General features: G+C 67.1%; 15 protein-coding genes. 10 read left to right on the forward strand and 5 right to left on the reverse strand.

The window, feature by feature from the left end:
- Positions 1-6 precede the first annotated feature (6 nt).
- The 4 genes from FBY20_RS15120 to FBY20_RS15135 form a co-directional block, all read right to left on the reverse strand.
- Entirely contained in the window at positions 7-492 is a 486-nt protein-coding gene (locus FBY20_RS15120; RefSeq protein WP_062839986.1) for a dihydrofolate reductase, read from the reverse strand.
- Positions 493-563: 71 nt separating this feature from the next.
- Complete coding sequence (locus FBY20_RS15125) at positions 564-2,627, reverse strand: bifunctional diguanylate cyclase/phosphodiesterase (RefSeq protein WP_056325274.1); 2,064 nt, start codon at positions 2,625-2,627, stop codon at positions 564-566.
- A 408-nt stretch (positions 2,628-3,035) separates the two neighbouring features.
- Entirely contained in the window at positions 3,036-4,007 is a 972-nt protein-coding gene (locus tag FBY20_RS15130; RefSeq protein WP_056325276.1) for a thymidylate synthase, read from the reverse strand.
- Between the two features lie 115 nt (positions 4,008-4,122).
- Entirely contained in the window at positions 4,123-4,566 is a 444-nt protein-coding gene (locus FBY20_RS15135; protein WP_142053162.1) for an OsmC family protein, read from the reverse strand.
- Positions 4,567-4,688: 122 nt separating this feature from the next.
- Between FBY20_RS15135 and coq7 the strand changes: the two genes are divergently transcribed.
- The 10 genes from coq7 (at position 4,689) to FBY20_RS15185 (ending at position 17,516) form a co-directional block, all read left to right on the forward strand.
- Positions 4,689-5,366, forward strand: a complete 678-nt coding sequence (gene coq7 / locus FBY20_RS15140; protein ID WP_142053164.1) for a 2-polyprenyl-3-methyl-6-methoxy-1,4-benzoquinone monooxygenase — start codon at positions 4,689-4,691, stop codon at positions 5,364-5,366.
- 767 nt (positions 5,367-6,133) lie between these two features.
- Positions 6,134-7,240, forward strand: coding sequence for a glycosyltransferase (locus FBY20_RS15145; protein WP_056325286.1), 1,107 nt, complete (start codon positions 6,134-6,136; stop codon positions 7,238-7,240).
- 93 nt (positions 7,241-7,333) lie between these two features.
- Entirely contained in the window at positions 7,334-8,611 is a 1,278-nt protein-coding gene (gene tviB, locus FBY20_RS15150; protein WP_128828976.1) for a Vi polysaccharide biosynthesis UDP-N-acetylglucosamine C-6 dehydrogenase TviB, read from the forward strand.
- Positions 8,612-8,622: 11 nt separating this feature from the next.
- Entirely contained in the window at positions 8,623-9,648 is a 1,026-nt protein-coding gene (locus tag FBY20_RS15155; RefSeq protein ID WP_062839990.1) for an SDR family oxidoreductase, read from the forward strand.
- Positions 9,645-10,994 (forward strand): murein biosynthesis integral membrane protein MurJ, encoded by a 1,350-nt coding sequence (gene murJ / locus FBY20_RS15160; protein WP_142053166.1) that lies wholly within the window; start codon positions 9,645-9,647, stop codon positions 10,992-10,994. Before FBY20_RS15155 ends, murJ begins: the two co-directional genes overlap by 4 nt.
- On the forward strand, positions 10,995-12,137 hold the full coding sequence (locus tag FBY20_RS15165; protein ID WP_062839992.1) for a glycosyltransferase family 4 protein: 1,143 nt from the start codon (positions 10,995-10,997) through the stop codon (positions 12,135-12,137). It begins immediately after the preceding gene.
- Positions 12,138-12,181: 44 nt separating this feature from the next.
- The gene (gene asnB / locus FBY20_RS15170; RefSeq protein WP_142053168.1) at positions 12,182-14,113 is read left to right on the forward strand and encodes an asparagine synthase (glutamine-hydrolyzing); all 1,932 of its coding nucleotides are present in this window, start codon (positions 12,182-12,184) and stop codon (positions 14,111-14,113) included.
- A gap of 3 nt (positions 14,114-14,116) precedes the next feature.
- Entirely contained in the window at positions 14,117-15,232 is a 1,116-nt protein-coding gene (locus FBY20_RS15175) for a glycosyltransferase family 4 protein (protein WP_142053170.1), read from the forward strand.
- Positions 15,229-16,386 (forward strand): glycosyltransferase, encoded by a 1,158-nt coding sequence (locus tag FBY20_RS15180; protein WP_174245414.1) that lies wholly within the window; start codon positions 15,229-15,231, stop codon positions 16,384-16,386. Before FBY20_RS15175 ends, FBY20_RS15180 begins: the two co-directional genes overlap by 4 nt.
- Positions 16,383-17,516 carry a glycosyltransferase family 4 protein gene (locus FBY20_RS15185; protein WP_142053172.1) on the forward strand — a complete coding sequence of 378 codons (1,134 nt, stop codon included), beginning with the start codon at positions 16,383-16,385 and terminating at the stop codon, positions 17,514-17,516. Before FBY20_RS15180 ends, FBY20_RS15185 begins: the two co-directional genes overlap by 4 nt.
- Here FBY20_RS15185 and pgi read toward each other — a convergent pair.
- A complete protein-coding gene (gene pgi / locus FBY20_RS15190) occupies positions 17,506-19,053 on the reverse strand; it encodes a glucose-6-phosphate isomerase (protein ID WP_056325309.1) in 1,548 nt (515 codons plus the stop codon). The genes FBY20_RS15185 and pgi overlap by 11 nt on opposite strands.

A 19,053-nucleotide genomic window follows, 5' to 3' on the forward strand; every position in this document is an offset into this window, starting at 1 on the left:
AAGTCGTCAGGCGCGTTCGTACGTGACGAAGTCGTAGTCGTAGCCGTTTTCGGCGGGCTGCGGTTCGCGCGCCGTTTCCTTCCATTGGAACGAGGGCAGCAGCGGGAAGAACGCATCGCCCTCGACGTCGGCATGGACTTCCGTGGCCAGAACGCGCCTGGCCAGCGGCAGGGCCTGCGCGTAGATCTGCGCGCCGCCGATCACGAAGGCTTCGTCGATGTCGCCGCACGCGGCCACCGCCGCCTCAAGGGTGGGCGCAAGGATGGCGCCGGCGGCGCTGAAATCGGGATTGCGGCTGATGACGATGTTGCTGCGGCCGGGCAGGGGACGGCCCAGCGAATCCCACGTCTTGCGGCCCATGATGATCGGATGGCCCAGCGTGCTGCGCTTGAAATGCGCCAGGTCGCCCGGCAGTTTCCAGGGCAGGGCGTTGTCGCGGCCGATGGCGCGGTTGGTGGAATAGGCGACGATCAGGGTAAGGCTGGCAGGCATGCGTGCTTTGAACGGGTAAGGATTTGGCCGGAAGAATGCCGTAAGCGTAGCAAATTGCGGCGCCCGCCCCGTCAGTTTTCCGCGTGTTCCAGGAACTCGGTGGCCGGCATGGGCTTGCCCAGCAGGAAGCCCTGCAGCGAGTCGCAGCCCAGCCCGGTCAGGAATTTTTGCTGCGCGGCGGTCTCGACGCCTTCGGCCACGATGCGCAGGTTCAGCTGCTGCGCCAGCGCGATGATGGCGGACACGACGGCCGCATCTTCATTGTCGTTGTCCAGCTGGTTCACGAAGCCCCGATCGATCTTCAGCTCGGTCGCCGGCAGCCGCTTCAGGTAGAGCAGGCTGGAGTAACCCGTGCCGAAGTCGTCGATGGAGATCGTGACGCCCAGTTCGGACAGGCGCTTGAGCACCGTCAGGCTCGTCTCGGCGTCGCGCATGGCGGTCGATTCGGTCACTTCGATGGTCAGGCAGGCAGGCGGCACGCCATGGCGCGCCAGCGCCGACCGCACGGTTTCCACCAGGCTCGAATGCGAGAACTGCAGCGCCGAGATGTTCACGGCGATGGTCCAGTGCCCCTGGCCGACATCGATCCACTCGCGCATCTGGCGGCAGGCCTCGTTGATGACCCATTCGCCGATGGAGAGGATGAGGCCGGTCTTTTCCGCCGTCGGAATGAACTGGTCCGGGCCCACCAGACCGCGCGTGGGATGGTTCCAGCGCAGCAGCGCCTCGGCGCCCATGATCGGGCCAGCCGGCGCCTCGTACTTGGGCTGGTAGTGCAGGACGAACTGGCCGCGCTCCTGCGCCAGGCGCAGGTCGTGCAGCAGCTCGATCTGCTCGTGCGCGTCCGCGTTCATGGACGGCTCGAAGAAGCTGTAGCCGGTGCCGCCCAGCCGCTTGGCGTGGTACATCGCCGCGTCGGCATTGGTCAGCAAGGAGTGGGTGTCCTCGCCATCGTTCGGGAAGACCGCGATGCCCACGCTGGAGGTCACCAGCACGTCGTGGCCGTACACCGTGACCGGACGGCCGATGGCCTCGATCAGCCGGTCCGCCACGTTGGCCGCGTCGGTCGGTTCAATGACTTCGCTCAGCACGATGAACTCGTCGCCGCCCAGCCGGGCGACGGTGTCCTGCGTGCGCAGCGCCTGGCGGATGCGCTGCGCCAGATCGATCAGCAGCGCGTCGCCGGTATGGTGGCCGTAGGCGTCGTTGACGGCCTTGAACCCGTCCAGGTCGAAGAACAGCACCGCGAAATGGCCGCGGCGGCGGGTCGCGCTTTCGATGGCCTGTTCCATCCGGTCTTCGAGCAGGATGCGGTTGGGCAGTTTGGTCAGGGTGTCGTGCAGCGCCAGTTGCACCAGTTCTTCGTTGGCTTCGGCCAGGGACGAGGCCAGGGCGGACGTGCGCGCCTCAAGACGGTTGTCCAGCACCGCCACGACCAGGGCGATGGCCAGCACGCTCAGCGTGACCGCGGTCACGGCGATGGCCAGCCAGCCGGCCGAGATGCCGGCGTCGGCCGCCATGCAGATGCTGCCGGCCGGGAACCCTGCGGCTTCCATGCCCGTGTAGTGCATGCCGACGATCGCCAGCCCCATGACACCCGCGGCCGCCGGGCGCGACAGCGCCACGCGCGGCCCGTCCTGCCGCAGCCGGTACGTGATCCACAAGGCCGCGCCCGACGCGGCGACGGCAATCACCACGGACAGCGCGAACCATGTCGGGTCGTAATCGATGCCGGGCGACATGCGCATGGCCGCCATGCCGACGTAGTGCATCGCCGCGATGCCCGATCCCATCAGCAGCGCGCCGGCCGCCAGCCTGCGCCACGGCAGCTCGTCCTTGCAGACCATCCACAGCGCGAAGGCGGAGCAGGCGATCGCGATGGCGAGCGACAGCACGGTCAGCGGCAGGTCGTACCCCATCGGGATGGGCAGGCTGAAGGCCAGCATGCCCACAAAGTGCATGGACCAGATCCCGATGCCCATCGCGAACGCGCCACCCGCCAGCCAGAACTTCGCGGCAGGCAGGCCGCTCGATGCCTTCACGCGGTTGGCCATGCCCAGCGCCGTATACGACGCCAGGATGGCGACCCCTAAGGATACGAGGACGAGCGAAGGGTTATAAGTTCCAACGAGCATTTGTGGGGTCCTGTCCTAAGCGCATGCGGCGGCGGCGCGGGGCACGATTTTCAATTCAATTGGTAGTCAACAGTTGCATTACGGTCGCAAGGAGGATCCTGCTCTCGTCGCTGGCGATTCTCACACTCTCTTTATAGGGATGGGGGATTGGGCGGGGCAACGCCAGCGGTCGGCGCGGTTCGGGCGTTCGGCATGGCGCGCCGCGAGGGCCGGTCGATAGCGACGGGGCGCGCGGCATGCTGGACGCGCGTCCGAGGCTAAGGGATGGGTTATACCGAAATCACGCTTCCAGAAGCTCACCAATCTTCACCTGCTGCGGGACGTGCAAGGAATGGGGCGCCGGACGGTCGTCCGGCGGGTTGCGGATCAGCCCTGAAAGGCGGGCGCCGGGCCAGGCCGGCGCCGGGGTCAGACGGCCATTGCGGCCGTGAGGGGCGCGTGGTGCGTGTAGCCCGACAATGAGAAATCGCCAGGTTCGACCTTCTCGAGCCACTCGGGCTCGTAGCGGCCGGTCACGGCGAAGTCGGGAATGCGGTCCGACAGCACGAGGCGGGGCGACTCATAAGGCGTTCGCGTCAGTTGCTCGCGCAGCATCGGCAGGTGGTTCTCGTAGATGTGCGCATCGCCGATGAAATAGGTGAACCAGCGCGGGGTATAGCCGGTCAGGCGGCCGACCAGGTGCAGCAGCGCCGCGCCTTCGGTCAGATTGAACGGCGTGCCCAGGCCCACATCGTTGGAGCGGATGTACAGGCACAGCGAGATTTCGCGGGTCGTCGCGTTGGGCAGGAACTGATAGAGCAGGTGACAGGGGGGCAGCGCCATTTCCTCGATCTGCGCCCAGTTCCAGCCATGGAACAGGATGCGCCGGTCGCCCGGGCGTTCGTGGATGGTGTCCAGGCATTGCCGCAATTGGTCGACCGCCTTGTACAGCAGCACCTTCGGCTCGCCGTCCTGAACCAGGTCGGCCACCTTGGCGTAGCCCCGCGACAACGCGTCCTCGATCTGCGCGGGGCGGTTGGCATCCAGCATCTTGTAGGCCGGCCATTGGCGCCACTGCACGCCGTACACGGGCCCCAGGTCGTCCGGGCCTTCGCGATAGGGGTTCGCCAGCCACTGGGCGTTCTCGTTGGCATTCTGGTCCCAGACCTTGCAGCCCAAATCGCGGAATTCCGCCGCGCTGCGCGAGGCGCGCAGAAAACCCACCATTTCGCCAATGGCCGACTTGAACGCCAGCTTTTTGGTGGTGACGGCGGGAAAGCCCTGCTGCAGGTCAAAGCGCAGCGAGGCGCCCGGCATGCTGAGGGTGCGGATGCCGGTCCGGTTTTCCTGCCACGAGCCGGTGTCGAGGATGGATTGAACGAGGTCCAGGTATTGTTTCATGGCGATCCTTGTGCCCGCTGTCCCGGTCCGGGAAGCAAGCGCGCCGCCACGAACGCGTCGCGGCGGCGCCTATATATAGTGAATGCCGAATTACACCACGGCCGCGCGAGGCGGCTCAGGCGGTGGCGGCGGCTTCCTGCGTGTCGACGATGTCGACGGAAAATGTCATGGCGGCCGTCTTTTCCAGCATGGCCGAGGCCGAGCAGTACTTTTCGTGGGAAAGCTGCACGGCGCGCTCGACGGCCGCGCGCGGCAGATTGCGGCCGGTAACGGTGAAGGCGAAGTGGATGCGGGTGAAGACCTTGGGGTCGGTGTCGGCGCGCTCGGCCTGCAGCTTGACGCTGCAACCGGCGACCGCGTGGCGGCCGCGCTTGAGGATCAGCACCACGTCGTAGGCGGTGCAGCCGCCCGTGCCCGCCAGCAGCATTTCCATGGGGCGGGGCGCCAGGTTGTGGCCGCCGCCGTCCACGGCGCCGTCCATCACGGCCACGTGGCCGCTACCCGTGCTGGCGGTAAAGAGCATGCCGCTTGGGCCGCCCCAGTCGATCGTGCATTCCATTTTGGTGAGTCCTTGAGCTTGAGCGCAGTCAATGGCTGATGATACCCGTTGCGTACAATCCCGGGCATGAGAACCCCGCCTCGCATCAGGGGTGCGGGGTGTCCGATTTGCCAGGAGATGCCATGTCCACCACGTTGTCCCAATCCGGTCCCGTTTCCCTGCGCCGCCGCCACGGTCCCCTGGATGCCCTGCTGGCCGAGACCGACCGGGCCTTGCGTGTGCTGACCGGCAACGCCAGCGCCGGCCGGGCCTATCCCGCCACCGCGGAGGAATCGCCGCAAACCCTCTCTGCACAGGAAAAACGCCACGCCGCCGGGCTCATGCGGGTCAACCATGTCGGCGAGGTCTGCGCGCAGGCGCTCTACCGCGGCCAGGCGTCGGTCTGCAAAGAGCCCGCGCCGCGCGCGCTGCTGCTGAACGCCGCCGCCGAGGAAGTCGACCATCTGGTCTGGTGCAACGAGCGCCTGAACGAACTGGGCAGCCGGCCCAGCTTGCTCAATCCCGTCTGGTACGCGGGCTCGTTTGCCTTGGGCGTGATGGCCAGCGTGGCGGGCGTGCCCCGCAATCTGGGCTTCATGGCCGAAACCGAAAAGCAGGTCGAGGCCCATCTGGACGAACACCTGCGCACCTTGCCGGTGCACGATGAGCGCTCGCGCCAGATCGTCCAGAAGATGAAGGACGACGAGGCCCAGCACCGCGCCAGCGCCGAGCAGGCAGGGGGCGTTCCGTTGCCCGCGCCCGTGAAAATGGCCATGCGCGCCATGTCCAAGGTCATGACGACCACCGCCTACTGGATCTGAAACCGCGCCTGCAAAAAATGTTGCAATGCGCAAATTCCGCCGCCTCATGGTGCCTGAGGCACCATTTTGGTGCGGCGGCCAGGGTGGGATTACCCGCGATGATTCAGGGTTATTCCGCAAGGGGTAAACCCGTTTCGCAAAAACCCGGTTTTGGGCAAGGTCGTTGATTGGCGCGGCTTTGCGAGAGGGCCGCAAAAAATTTGCAGCAAAAAAGCAACGCGTCCCGGGCCCTCTAAAATAGATCAAAAAAAATCTTGCAACGCACAAAAAACGTAGGTACTATTCACACATCGGATGTTGAAACGCAGACGGCGCGGTGAAAATCCCGGAAGCGTAGCGAGCAGAAAGCCAGCTCCCAACATGCCACGGTTGTCTCCTCCACCCTCCTCCTTTGGTGGATTTAGCCCGAGATCTCACGATCTCGGGCTTTTTTTTGTCCCGAATCGTTGTGTCCCTATTTGTAAGCGATAGCGGCAATTCCCGCGCGTTGCCACGCCGCGCGGATGCCGTCAGGCCCCCGCGTTTTCCCTCGGATAATTCGCGTGCCCAGAGGCGGAACGCTCTACAATCTCCCACATGAAACCAGTACTGCCGGGCGCTCGCGCGCCAGCGCGTTCCAGTCACATGCGCGGCGGACGGATTGCCCGCCTGCGCGCGTTACGTTCTGTGCCGCGGAATTGCACTTCTTTATCCCTCCCATATATGGGCGTTACACCTGCCTCCGATAATGGCGGGCCTGTCTCGATAGACCAACCAGAGGTGATCCAGTGACCTGGCTGTACATATGCGTGGTCGCGTTCATGGTGGGGGGACTCATCGTGGCGTCCGAGCGCTGGCATGGCGCGTTTACCGGCGATAGCGACCTCAACAAGCCCCAAGCCAATCATTCCCGCGCGACGCCCCGCGTCGGCGGTCTGGCGGTGCTTGCCGGTACGCTGGCTGGCCTGCTGGTCCTCGGACCCAGCAACATGACCCTTACCTGGCTGTGGCCCGCGCTGTTCGTCGCGGCGTTGCCCGTTTTCGTGGCCGGCCTGCTTGAAGACATCACCAAGGACATCGGCGCCAGCAAGCGTTTGCTGGCCGCTTTTCTATCCGCGGCCATCGCGTGGTGGCTGCTGGGCGGCGTCAGCCGTGTCGGCATGGCCCCTGTGGATTACGTGCTTTCGTTCTGGCCTGTTTCGCTGCTGTTCACCATGTTTGCGGTGGGCGGCTGTACCCATGCCTTGAATATCGTGGACGGCATGAACGGCCTGGCCGGCATGGTCGCCACGCTGATGGCGGTGTCGATCAGCCTGGTGGCCCTGCAGGTCGGCGATGTGCCGATCTTCCTGGTCGCCGCGGCGCTGGCGTCGGCCACCCTGGGCTTTCTCGTGTGGAACTTCCCGTTTGGCCGGGTCTTCCTGGGCGATGGCGGCGCGTACTTCCTGGGCTTCATGCTGGCCGAACTGGCCGTGCTGCTGGTTGTGCGCAACCCGTCCGTGTCGCCGTTCTACGCGCTGGCGGTCCTGTTCTACCCCGTCTTCGAAACCGGTTTCTCGATCTGGCGACGCCGCTTCAAGCGCGGCGTGCCGGTGGATCAGCCCGATGCGCTGCACTTGCACCAGCTCGTGTTCCGCCGGCTGGTCCGGGTCACCTTCAGCCGCGGCCGGCGCCACGCCGTCCCCGCGCTTTGCAATGCGCTGGCGTCCCCGTACATGTGGGTCCTGGCGCTGATCGGGCTGGTGCCAGCCACGATCTGGTGGGACAACGCCTGGGCCCTGAGCGCCAGCCTGGTTGTCTTTGCCAGCGTCTATATCTGGCTGTACGCGCGCCTGGTCTCCTGGCGCCGCCCGGGGTGGCTCTTGCTGCCGTCCGTGCTGCGAACCACCGATTAGTTTGAGTGCCCCGGCGATAGCCGCCGGGGGCTCGGTATCCATCACCAGACCATCTTTAAAATGCCGTAAACGTTCTACGGTGAAGGGAGAGTTATGTTGCGAATCCAGGATGTGAAACTCGCTGTCGTCGGCCTTGGCTACGTCGGTCTGCCCCTGGCCGTGGAATTCGGCAAGAAGCGCCCGGTCATTGGCTTTGACATCAACACGCGCCGCATCGACGCGCTGAAGGCGGGCCACGACCACACGCTGGAAGTCAGCGACGCCGAGCTGGCCGAGGCCAAGCAGCTGAGCTACACCGCCGATCGCGCCGAACTGGGCGAGGCCAACGTGTTCATCGTGACCGTGCCCACCCCCATCGACGAATACAAGCAGCCGGACCTGACCCCGCTGGTCAAGGCCAGCGAGACCATCGGCGCGGTGCTCAAGCGCGGCGACATCGTCATCTATGAATCCACCGTCTATCCCGGTGCCACCGAGGAAGACTGCGTGCCGGTGCTGGAGCGCGTGTCGGGCCTGAAGTTCAACGAGGACTTCTTCGCCGGCTACAGCCCCGAGCGCATCAACCCGGGCGACAAGGAACACCGCGTCAGCACGATCAAGAAGGTCACCTCGGGCTCCACGCCGGAAGTCGCCGACCTGGTCGACAAGCTCTACAAGGAAATCATCACCGCCGGCACGCACAAGGCGTCCAGCATCCGCGTGGCCGAAGCCGCCAAGGTGATCGAGAACACCCAGCGCGACGTGAACATCGCGCTCATCAACGAACTGGCCCTGATCTTCAACAAGATGGGCATCGACACCGAAGCCGTGCTGCAGGCCGCCGGCACCAAGTGGAACTTCCTGCCGTTCCGTCCGGGCCTGGTGGGCGGTCACTGCATTGGCGTGGACCCGTACTACCTGACGCACAAGGCGCAGTCGATCGGCTACCACCCCGAGATCATCCTGGCGGGCCGCCGCCTGAACGACTCCATGGGCAGCTACGTGGTGTCGCAGCTGGTCAAGTGCATGACCAAGCGCCGCATTCACGTGCAGGGCGCCCGCGTGCTGGTGATGGGCCTGGCCTTCAAGGAAAACTGCCCCGACCTGCGCAACACGCGCATCGTGGACATCGTCCGTGAACTGGGCGACTACAACGTCGACGTGGACATCTACGATCCGTGGGTGGACGCCGACGAAGCCATGCACGAATACGGCCTGACGCCGGTGGCCAAGCCCGAGGAAGGCAAGTACGACGCCGTGATCCTCGCCGTGGCGCACAACCAGTTCAAGGACATGGGCGCCGAAGGCATCCGCAAGCTCGGCAAGCCGCAACACATCCTGTACGACCTGAAGTACGTGCTGTCGCCCGCTGAATCCGACCTGCGTCTGTAAAGGATTTCGCCATGACCACACGATTCGAGACTGTCACCCAGGAACTGTCCGCCGCGCCGCGCAAGTGGCTGGTGACCGGCTGCGCCGGCTTCATCGGCTCGAACCTGCTGGAAACCTTGCTCAAGCTCGACCAGACCGTGACCGGCCTGGACAACTTCGCGACCGGCCACCAGCGCAATCTGGATGAAGTCCAGGCTTCGGTTTCGCCGCAGCAGTGGGCGCGCTTCACCTTCATCGAAGGCGACATCCGTGACTTGGACGCTTGCCGCCGCGCGGCCGAAGGCGTGGACTACGTGCTGCACCAGGCCGCACTGGGCTCGGTGCCGCGCTCGCTCAATGACCCCATCACGACCAACGAAGTCAACATCGGCGGTTTCCTGAACATGCTGGTCGCGGCGCGCGATGCCAAGGTGAAGTCGTTCGTCTATGCGGCGTCCAGCTCCACTTACGGCGACCATCCGGCGCTGCCCAAGGTCGAGGAAAACATCGGCAAGCCGCTGTCGCCGTACGCCGTGACCAAGTACGTCAACGAGCTCTATGCCGACGTCTTCGCGCGCTCCTACGGCTTCGAGACGGTGGGTCTGCGTTACTTCAACGTGTTCGGCAAGCGGCAGGATCCGGACGGCGCCTACGCCGCCGTGATCCCGAAGTGGACCGCCGCGATGATCCAGGGCAAGGACGTCACCATCAATGGCGACGGCGAGACCAGCCGCGACTTCTGCTTTGTGGAAAACGCGGTGCAGGCCAACATCCTGGGCGCGCTGGCCGCGCCCGAGGCGCGCAACCAGGTCTACAACGTGGCCGTCAGCGGCCGCAGCACCCTGAACCAGCTGTTCAGCTTCCTGGTGCAGGCCCTGGGCAATCAGGGCGTGAACTACACCAAGCAGCCGGTCTACGCTGACTTCCGCGCGGGCGATGTGCGCCACTCGCAGGCCGACATCGGCAAGGCCGGCCGCCTGCTGGGCTATGCGCCCACGCACACGGTGCTGCAAGGCCTGGAAGTCGCCATGCCCTGGTACACGCAGTTCCTGCGTTGAAAGCACTCGTCCGAAAACTCGGCAACATCCACCCGGATCATCAGCGCATCTTCAAAGGCGCGTTCCGGGTGGCGGTGTTTCTGCTGCTGGGCAAGGCTGCCGGCGCCATCAAGGAGATGGCGGTGGCGTACCGCTACGGCGTCAGCGACGCCGTAGACGCCTACCAGTTCACGATGACCATGGGCACCTGGCTGCCCGTCACGATCGTGGGCGTGCTGTCGGTGGTGCTGATCCCGGTGCTGGTGCGCCTGGCGCGCACCGGCGGGGCCGAGAAGGAACTCTTCATTCGCGAACTTCAGGGCTGGGTCGCCGCCGCCGGCGTCGCACTGGCCCTCTTGACGTGGTTCGCCTGGCCGTATGTGGTGGATTGGCTGGGGCAGGGCCTGTCGGCGCAAGTGCGCGCCATGACGGGCGACCTGCTGATCGCCTTTGCCCCCGTGGCGGCGTTGCTGCTGATCGCCGGCATCAGCGCCGCGCGGCTGCGCGCGCAGGAACGCCACGTCAACACGCTGCTGGACAGCGTGCCCGCCGTGGCAACGCTGGCCTGGGTCATGCTGGCCGCCAGCGCCGAGGGCGTGGGACCGCTGCTGTGGGGCACGCTGGTCGGATACGCCATCCAGACCGTCTGGCTGGCCTGGCTGGCCGCGCGCGCCGACGGCGGCTTCTGGGGCGCGCCGTCACTGACACTGAAGTCGCCGCATTGGCCTGAACTGATGGGCGCGGCCGGGGTGATGCTGATCGGCCAGGTCGCCATGAGCTTTGTGGGTCCGCTGGACCAGTACGCGGCCGCCAACCTGGGCGCCAATGCCAACGCCACGCTCGGCTATGCCAGCCGGCTGCTGTCCCTGTTGCTGGGCATCGGGGCCGTGTCCGTGGGCCGCGCCGCGCTCCCCGTGCTGGCCGACGTGCAGGCGCGCGGCGACACGGCGCGCGCGCGCAGCATGGCGCTCAAATGGTCGTTGCTGATGGTGGGCGCTGGCGCCGGCGCCGTGGCGCTGGGCTGGGTTTTGGCGCCCTGGGGCGTGTCGGTGCTGTTCCAGCGCGGCGCCTTTACCGCCGACAACACCGAAGCCGTCGCGCACGTGCTGCGCTGGGGCTTGCTGCAGCTGCCGTTCTACTTCGGCGTGCTGATCCTGGTGCAACTCCTGGCCAGCCAGAACCGCTACCGCATCATGGCCGCCATCGCGGTCGCCAATTTTGCGCTGAAGGCCGTGCTGAACACCGTGCTGGCGCCCCGCATGGGCGCGGCCGGCATCATGCTGGCCACCAGCCTCATGTATGTGCTGTCCTTCGCCTGCTACCTGGCCGTGGCGATGCGCAAGGCCGAACCCAAGGAGGCCGATTGAATGTCCGTAGCCGACCCCGCCCGTCCGGCGCGCGTGTTGCTGTTCATCCATTCCCTGCACGGCGGGGGCGCTGAGCGCGTCGCTGCCGACCTGAGCGCCCACTGGGCGTCCGAGGGCAGCGAGGTCATGGTGGTCACGCAGGCCAGCGCCGACGGCGATGTCTATGCGCTGCATCCCAAGGTGCGCCGCGAAGTCCTGCACACGGCGGGCGAGGGCGGCGGCCTGCGCGGCATTCTCAGCAACCTGCAGCGCGTGCGCGCGCTGCGCCGCGTGATCAAGTCGTTCCGGCCCGACATCGTGCTGGGCATGATGACCACGGCGTCGGTGCTGGCCGTGCTGGCTTCCGCGGGGCTGAACTGCCAGGTCATTGCAACCGAACACACCCATCCGCCGTCCCAGACGTTGTCGGGCTTCTGGCAGCGGCTGCGCCGGCTGACCTATCCGCGCGCCGCGCGCGTGGTCGCGCTGACCCGCGGCACCGCGCAGTGGCTGGAACAGCATGTGCCGGGCTCGCGGCTCGCAGTCATTCCCAACCCGGTACACTTCCCGCTGCCGCGCGCCGAACCGCTGTTGCAGCCGGCTCCCCGGGATGGCCGGAAGCGCCTCCTGGCGGTCGGGCGGCTGCACGGCGACAAGGGTTTCGACCTGCTGATCCAGGCGTTCGCGCAGTTGGCGCCGTCGCATCCCGGCTGGGATCTGGTTATTCTGGGCGAGGGCAGCGAGCGCCAGGCGTTGGAAGCGCAGGTGCGCGAGGCCGGGCTCGAATCGCGCATCTCGATGCCGGGACGTGCCGGCAATGTCGGCGACTGGTACGACAGCGCCGATCTTTACGTGCTGACCTCGCGCTTCGAAGGGCTGTCAAACACGTTGCTCGAGTCCATGGCTAGCGGTCTGGCGGCGGTCTCGTTCGATTGCGACACGGGTCCGCGCGAGATCATCCGCCACGGCATCGATGGCGTGCTGGTGCGGCCCAACGGCGACGTGCCCGCGCTGTGCGAGGCGCTTGGCGTGGTCATGGGCGATGACAATGGCCGCGCGCGCCTGGCGCAGGCGGCCACTGACGTGCGCGACCGATTCTCGGCCGTGCGTGTGCTGCGGAAATGGCAGGAACTTTTTGACGGCGTGCGGGCGAAGGGCCGCTAGGGCCCCGCGCGCGCCGTTGCTACGGTGACCACGAGAATCTCATCATGTGTGGAATAGTCGGAATTTGGGGCCCCCTGGGGAACAAGGATCAGGTGCTGGCGGACAGCTGCCGGCGCATCCGCCACCGTGGGCCCGACAGCAATGGGTTCTGGGAAGATACTGACGCCGGCGTCGCGCTGGCGCACGTGCGCCTGGCGATCCTGGACCTGACCGAAGCCGGCCATCAGCCGATGACGTCCGCGTGCGGGCGCTACGTGATGGTGTTCAACGGCGAGGTCTACAACCATCTGGACATCCGCAAGCAGCTCGAGGACTCGGCGCGGGCGCCGGCCTGGCGCGGCCATTCGGACACCGAGACCCTGCTCGCGGGCTTTTCCGCGCTGGGCATCGAAGCCACGTTGCAGGCCGCGGTCGGCATGTTCGCCATCGCGCTGTGGGACAAGGCCGCGCGCAAGCTCGTGCTGGCGCGCGATCGCATGGGCGAAAAGCCGCTCTACTACGGCTACTCCAATGCCGAACTGGTGTTCGCCTCGGAACTCAAGGGCCTGATGCCGATTCCGGGGTTCGGGCGCAACCTGAACCGCAACGCGCTTGCATCGTTCATGCGGCACAACTACATCCCCGCGCCGCAGTCGATCTACGAAGGCATCGCCAAGCTGCCGCCCGGCACCTGGGTCGAGTTCTCGGCGGACGACACCCGCAGCCGCCGCATGCCGGAGCCGCGTGTGTACTGGTCGGCGCGCGAGGCCGCGGACACGGCCGCGCAGCACCGCCTGTCGTTCGATTCGGACGCGCAAGCCACCGACGCGCTGGAACGCGTGCTGTCCAAGGCCGTGGGCGGACAGATGCTGTCCGACGTGAGCCTGGGCGCCTTCCTGTCCGGCGGCATCGATTCGTCCACCATCGTGGCGTTGATGCAGGCGCAGAGCTCGCAGCCGGTGCGCACCTTTGCCATCGGCTTTCACGAGAAGGGCTACGACGAGGCGCAGCACGCGAAGGCCGTGGCCACGCACCTGGGCACCGATCACACCGAACTCTACGTCACCGCGGACGACGCGTTGGCGGTCGTGCCCACGCTGGCCGACATGTATGACGAACCCTTTGCCGACTCGTCGCAGATCCCGACGTCGCTCGTCACGCGCATGGCGCGCCAGCACGTCACGGTAGCCTTGTCCGGTGACGGCGGCGACGAACTCTTCGGTGGCTATTCGCGTTACTTCCGGGTGGACAATTGGTGGCGCCAGTTCGAACGCGTGCCCGGCCTGCTGCGCAAGCCGGCCGGCGCGATGCTCAGCGCCTCCACCCATCTGCCCGGCCGCGGCGCCTGGCGCGGCAAGGTCGGCAAGCTGGGCGAACTGCTGCGCGCGGACACGCAAGGCGAGTTCTACCGCCTGTTCGTGTCGTATTGGTCAGACCCCGCCCGTGTGGTCAAGGGCGGCGTCGAACCCGAGTCGGTGTTCGAACGCGCCATGCAGGGGTCGTTCTTCGAATCGATGATGAAGCTGGACACGGTGACCTACCTGCCCGACGACATCCTGGTCAAGGTGGACCGCGCGGCGATGGCCGTCAGCCTGGAGACCCGCGTGCCCCTCATCGATCACCGCGTCTATGAATTCGCCTGGAGCCTGCCGCACCAGTACAAGGTGCGCGGCAACACCGGCAAGTGGCTGTTGCGGCAGGTCCTGCATCGCCACGTGCCGCAGGCGCTGGTCGACCGCCCCAAGCGCGGCTTTGCCGTGCCGCTGGCCGCGTGGTTGCGCGGTCCCTTGCGGGAATGGGCCGACGCGCTGCTGAATCCGTCGCGCCTGCGTCAGGAAGGCTGGTTCGAACCCGAGCCCATCCTGCGCAAATGGCGCGAGCACTCGTCGGGGCATCGCAATTGGGACAGCCATCTGTGGGGCGTGCTGATGATGCAGGCCTGGCTGGACCGCTACCGGGCGGGGATGGATCAAGGGGGACCGATTGAGGACCGTTGAGGAATGAAAATACTGATGCTGGTCAGCTCCATGCACGCCGGCGGCGCGGAACGCGTCGCGGCGACCCTGGTCAACGCATGGTCCGAGCGCGGAGACACCGTCATCCTGACGCCCACCTACTCATCCAAGGGCACCTGCTTTTATCCCCTGTCGGACAAGGTCCGGCTCGCGTGGCTGGCGGATCTGGCCGGCACCCGGGCGACGGGCGCGATGGCGGCGTTCAAGCGATTGCTGGTCCTGCGCAAGCACATCCGCGATTCCCGGCCCGACGTGGTCGTGTCCTTTCTCACCAACGTCAACGTGGCCGCCATTCTGGCCACGCGCGGCCTGAATGTGCCGCTCATCGTCTGCGAGCGCACCAATCCGATCGCCGATACCACCACGGGCTCTGTCTGGCGCAAGCTGCGCCGCGTGCTGTATCCGCGCGCCGACATGGTGACCGTGCAGGCGGAAGACACCGCGGGTCCTTTCGCGCGTCAGGTGCCCGGCATCCGGCGTCTGGCCGTCATTCCCAATCCGCTGCCCGCGCCGCTGCTGGATGCGCCGCTGGTGCAGCAGCGCCAGGACGCCGGCCCGCGCGAGCTGATCGCGATGGGACGGCTGGTGCCCGACAAGCAATTCAATCTGCTGATCGACATCTTCGCGCAGCTTGCGCCGGAGTTTCCGGACTGGAACCTGCGCATCTGGGGCGAAGGCCCCGAGCGCGGCGCGCTTGAACAACAGGTGGCGCGCCTGCGCCTGCAGTCGCGCGTCAGCCTGCCCGGCCGCACGGAAGCGCCGTGGGAAGAACTGGCGCGCGGCCAGGCCTTCGTGCTCAGTTCGCTCGTCGAGGGCTTTCCCAATGTGTTGCTGGAAGCCATGTCGCTGGGGCTGCCGTGCGCGGCGTTCGATTGTCCCAGCGGTCCGCGCGAGATGACGCGCGACGGCCAGGATGCGCTGCTGGTGCCGGCGGGCGACCGCGTTGCCATGACCGATGCCTTGCATCGCCTGATGAGCGACGCGTCCTTGCGCGAGCAACTGGGCGCGCGCGCCGCCGCGGCCGTGCGCCAGCGCTACGCGCTTGCCAGTGTGCTGACCGAATGGGATGAACTGTTCGAAGCGGTGCGGGAGGGGCGATGAGCACCCGGCCGCTGCGCATTCTGCACGTCATCACCGGGCTGGGGCAGGGGGGCGCGGAATCCGTGCTGTTCCGCCTGACGACCTGGCCGCAGGCGGACGTCGAGCACACGGTCGTATCGCTGACCGATGAAGGCCTTTACGGCGAACGCCTGCGCGCCGCTGGCGTCGCGGTGCACACGCTGGGCATGAAACGCGGGCGCGTCAGCCTGGGCGGTTTTCTGGCGCTTCGCCGTCTGATCGCCTCGATTCGTCCGGACGCCGTGCAGACCTGGATGTACCACGCAGACCTGATCGGCGGCCTGGCGGCCCGCCTGGCGGGCGTGCGCGCCATCGCCTGGGGCATCCGCAATTCCGGGGCACACCTTGAACGCAGCAGCCGCTCGGCGCGGCTGGTGCTGCGCGCATGCGCCATGCTGTCGGGCAGCGTGCCGCGCGCCATCGTGTGCGCCGCGCAAAATGCCGCGCAGCGCCACGCTGAAAAAGGCTACCGCCGCGACCGCATGGTCGTGATCGCCAACGGCTACGACCTGTCGCGCTACGCGCCGGATCCGCAGGCGCGCTCGCGCGTGCGCGCCGCATGGGGACTGTCCGAGGACGTGCCCGTGATCGGCTGCGTGGCGCGCTGGGATCCGCTTAAGGACCACGCCAATCTGCTGCGCGCCGTGGCCGCGCTGGTGCGCGATGGCCGCGACGCGGGGCTGCGCTGCGTGCTGATCGGGCGAGACATGACCGAAGGCAATGCCCAGCTTGGCGCCTTGCTCGACAAACTGGATCTGCGCGACCGCGTGGTGCTCAATGGCCCCAGCGACGACGTGCCCGCCGTCATGAACGGACTGGACCTGCACGTGCTGTCCAGCTGCGCCGAGGGCTTTCCCAACGTGGTGGCCGAGGCCATGGCGTGCGGCGTGTATTGCGTGGTGACGGACGTGGGCGACGCCGCCTACATCGTTGGCGATACCGGCGTGGTGGTGCCGCCCGAGCAGGCCGAGGCCCTGGCCCGCGGCATCGAGTCCGCGCTGTGCGACGTGGCCGCGCGAGGCCGCGAGCGCGCGGGCGAAGCCGCACGCGCGCGCGTCCTGGAACATTTCGATCTTGCACGCATGGTGCAAAGCTATATCGCCGTCTGGCGCCGCATTTCTGGAGTCCAAGCATGAGCGCCGGACGCTGCCTGCTGTTTGTCGTCAACAACCCGGCGTTCTTCATGTCGCACCGCGTGCCGGTCGCGTTGGCCGCGCAGAAGGCGGGCTACGACGTCCACGTCGCGACGATGGACGGCCCCGCCGTGGCCGACATCCAGGCGCTGGGCATGACCCATCACGCCATTCCCATGACGCGCAGCGGCAAGCGCCCGCTGCAGGAACTGGGCACGTTGCTGGCGCTGGTCCGCCTGTTCCGCCGGCTGCGGCCCGACGTGGTGCACCTGGTCACCATCAAGCCCGTGCTGTATGGCGGCATCGCCGCGCGGCTGGCGCGTGTGCCGGGCATGGTGGCGGCGATTTCCGGATTGGGATTCGTGTTCCTGTCCAATTCGCTGAAGATGCGCCTGGTGCGCGCGGTGGTGGCGCGCCTGTATCGCATCGCGCTGGGCCATCCGAACAGCCGGGTGATCTTCCAGAACGCCAACGACCGCGACCTGCTCAAGTCGCTGGGCGCGGTACGCGATGAGCAGGTGGTCATCATCCGCGGCGCGGGGGTGGACCTTGACGCCTTCCGTCCTACGCCCGAGCCGCCTGCGCCGCCCGTGGTCGTCACGATGGTGGCGCGCCTGCTGCGCGACAAGGGCGTGCAGGAGTTCGTGCAGGCGGCAAGGCTGCTGCGCGAACGTGGCGTGCCGGTGACGATGCAACTGGTGGGCGGCCTGGACGCCGGCAACCCGGCTTCCGCCACGCAGGCCGATGTCGACGCGTGGCAGCAGGACGGCTGCGTGCAGGCGCTGGGCGAGCGATCGGATGTGGCGGCGTTGTATGCGGCCGCGCACATCGCGGTGCTGCCGTCCTACCGCGAAGGCCTGCCCAAATCCTTGATCGAAGCCGCCGCCTGCGGGCGCGCAGTCGTGACGACCGACGTGCCGGGCTGCCGGGACGCGATCGAGCCCAACGTCACCGGCCTCCTGGTGCCGGTGCGCGACGCCGCCGCCCTGGCCGACGCCATTGCCCGCCTGGCCGAGGACGCGGCATTGCGCCAGGCGATGGGCGCGGCGGGCCGGGCGCTCGCCGAGCGCGAGTTCGACATCAACCAGGTCGCGCGCATTCACGTTGCGCTGTACGACGCGCTTAGCGCCTGATCGCGTCGATCCAGAAGCGCGTGGACGGGTCCTGCTGGCTGGGCTGGGGCGCGTCCAGCTCGCGCATGATGTTCTTGGCCAACACCTTGCCAAACTCCACGCCCCACTGATCGAAGGGGTTGATGCCCCAGATCACGCCTTGCGTGAACACCTTGTGCTCGTACAGGGCCAGCAGCGCGCCCAGCGTATAGGCTTCCAGGCGCGGCAGCACGATCAGCGACGACGGCCGTCCGCCCGGGTGCACGCGGTGTTGCGCCAGCAGGCGCGCGCGTGCCGGATCGCGTTCCGTGGCGGAGGTTTCCGCCAGGGCTTCTTCAAAGGTCTTGCCGCGCAAAAGCGCCGAACGCTGCGCCAGGCAGTTGGCAACCAGCAGTTCGTGGTGCCGGGCGTACGCATGGTCCGGCTGTTCGCACAGGATGAAATCCACCGGCGCGCCGGCCGCATCCTGATGCAGCCACTGGAAGAACGTGTGCTGGCAATCGGTGCCCGGCATCCCCCACACCGCGGGACCGGTCGGCACACCGGCCGGACTGCCGTCGGCCGTGGCGACCTTGCCCAGCGATTCCATTTCAAGCTGCTGGGCCCACGGCACGATGTGATGCAGCCGCGAATCGTAGGGCGCGATCACCAGCGAGTCATAGCCCAGCACGCTGCGGTTGGCCACGCCGGCCAGCGCCAGCTGCACGGGCGCGTTCTCGTCCGGCGGCGCATTGCGGAAATGGTCGTCCATGGCCGCCGCGCCCGCCAGCAGCCGGTCGAAGGTGTCGTTGCCGAACGCCAGCGCGACCGGCAGGCCGATCGCGGACCACAGCGAATAGCGCCCGCCGACCCAGTCCCAGATCTGGAAGATGTGGTCGGGCAGGATGCCCAGGTTGAGCGCCGCCTCGACGTTGCAGGTGATCGCCACGACCTGCTTGATCGGATCGGCGACGCCGGCTTCGCGCAGCCAGTTCATCGCGACCTCGGCGTTGGCCAGCGGCTCTGTGGTGGTGAACGACTTGGAGGCGACGATGACCAGCGTGTTGTGCGGATCCAGGTGGCTCATCGCTTCGGCAACCGAATGCGAGTCCACGTTGGACGCAAAGCGCACGTCACGGCGCGCGCCCTCGTGGCGCAGCGCGCGGGTGACCAGGCGCGGTCCCCAATCGCTGCCGCCAATGCCCAGATGCAGCACGCCGCTGTAGCGGCCGGCCGCGTCGGCGGCGCGCACGAATTCGCGCAGGCGTTCGCGCTCGGCAAGCACCGCCTTGGCCACCATTGCAGGCGGCTCGGCCGCGCGCAAGGCGGTGTGCCAGGCGGCGCGTCCTTCCGTCCAATTGGCTTGGCCGCCATCGAACAGGCGCGCGCGCCAGGTATCGAAGTCCTGCTGCGCCAGCAGCGCCCGCGAGGCGGCCAGCAGTTCGGGCGATTGCGCCTGTGCGCTCAGGTCCAGGCGCAGCCCGGGCGCATTGATGACGCGCAGCTTTTGGCCATCCCGGGATGCCGTGCGTGTTGCGGCGGTGAACTGCTGCCACGCGGGGCTGTTGGCTAACGACAT

Origin of the sequence: Achromobacter sp. SLBN-14, assembly GCF_006715415.1 — a bacterium.
Classification (GTDB): domain Bacteria; phylum Pseudomonadota; class Gammaproteobacteria; order Burkholderiales; family Burkholderiaceae_B; genus Achromobacter; species Achromobacter mucicolens.

Bases quoted from the DNA above. Each gene is read 5' to 3' on its own strand.
- FBY20_RS15125 (WP_056325274.1), bottom strand. From the start codon at position 2,627: ATGCTCGTTGGAACTTATAACCCTTCGCTCGTCCTCGTATCCTTAGGG.
- FBY20_RS15135 (WP_142053162.1), bottom strand. From the start codon at position 4,566: ATGGAATGCACGATCGACTGGGGCGGCCCAAGCGGCATGCTCTTTACC.
- FBY20_RS15155 (WP_062839990.1), top strand. From the start codon at position 8,623: ATGACCACACGATTCGAGACTGTCACCCAGGAACTGTCCGCCGCGCCG.
- coq7 (WP_142053164.1), top strand. From the start codon at position 4,689: ATGTCCACCACGTTGTCCCAATCCGGTCCCGTTTCCCTGCGCCGCCGC.
- FBY20_RS15185 (WP_142053172.1), top strand. From the start codon at position 16,383: ATGAGCGCCGGACGCTGCCTGCTGTTTGTCGTCAACAACCCGGCGTTC.
- FBY20_RS15130 (WP_056325276.1), bottom strand. From the start codon at position 4,007: ATGAAACAATACCTGGACCTCGTTCAATCCATCCTCGACACCGGCTCG.
- asnB (WP_142053168.1), top strand. From the start codon at position 12,182: ATGTGTGGAATAGTCGGAATTTGGGGCCCCCTGGGGAACAAGGATCAG.
- tviB (WP_128828976.1), top strand. From the start codon at position 7,334: ATGTTGCGAATCCAGGATGTGAAACTCGCTGTCGTCGGCCTTGGCTAC.
- FBY20_RS15165 (WP_062839992.1), top strand. From the start codon at position 10,995: ATGTCCGTAGCCGACCCCGCCCGTCCGGCGCGCGTGTTGCTGTTCATC.
- pgi (WP_056325309.1), bottom strand. From the start codon at position 19,053: ATGTCGTTAGCCAACAGCCCCGCGTGGCAGCAGTTCACCGCCGCAACA.
- FBY20_RS15120 (WP_062839986.1), bottom strand. From the start codon at position 492: ATGCCTGCCAGCCTTACCCTGATCGTCGCCTATTCCACCAACCGCGCC.
- FBY20_RS15175 (WP_142053170.1), top strand. From the start codon at position 14,117: ATGAAAATACTGATGCTGGTCAGCTCCATGCACGCCGGCGGCGCGGAA.
- FBY20_RS15180 (WP_174245414.1), top strand. From the start codon at position 15,229: ATGAGCACCCGGCCGCTGCGCATTCTGCACGTCATCACCGGGCTGGGG.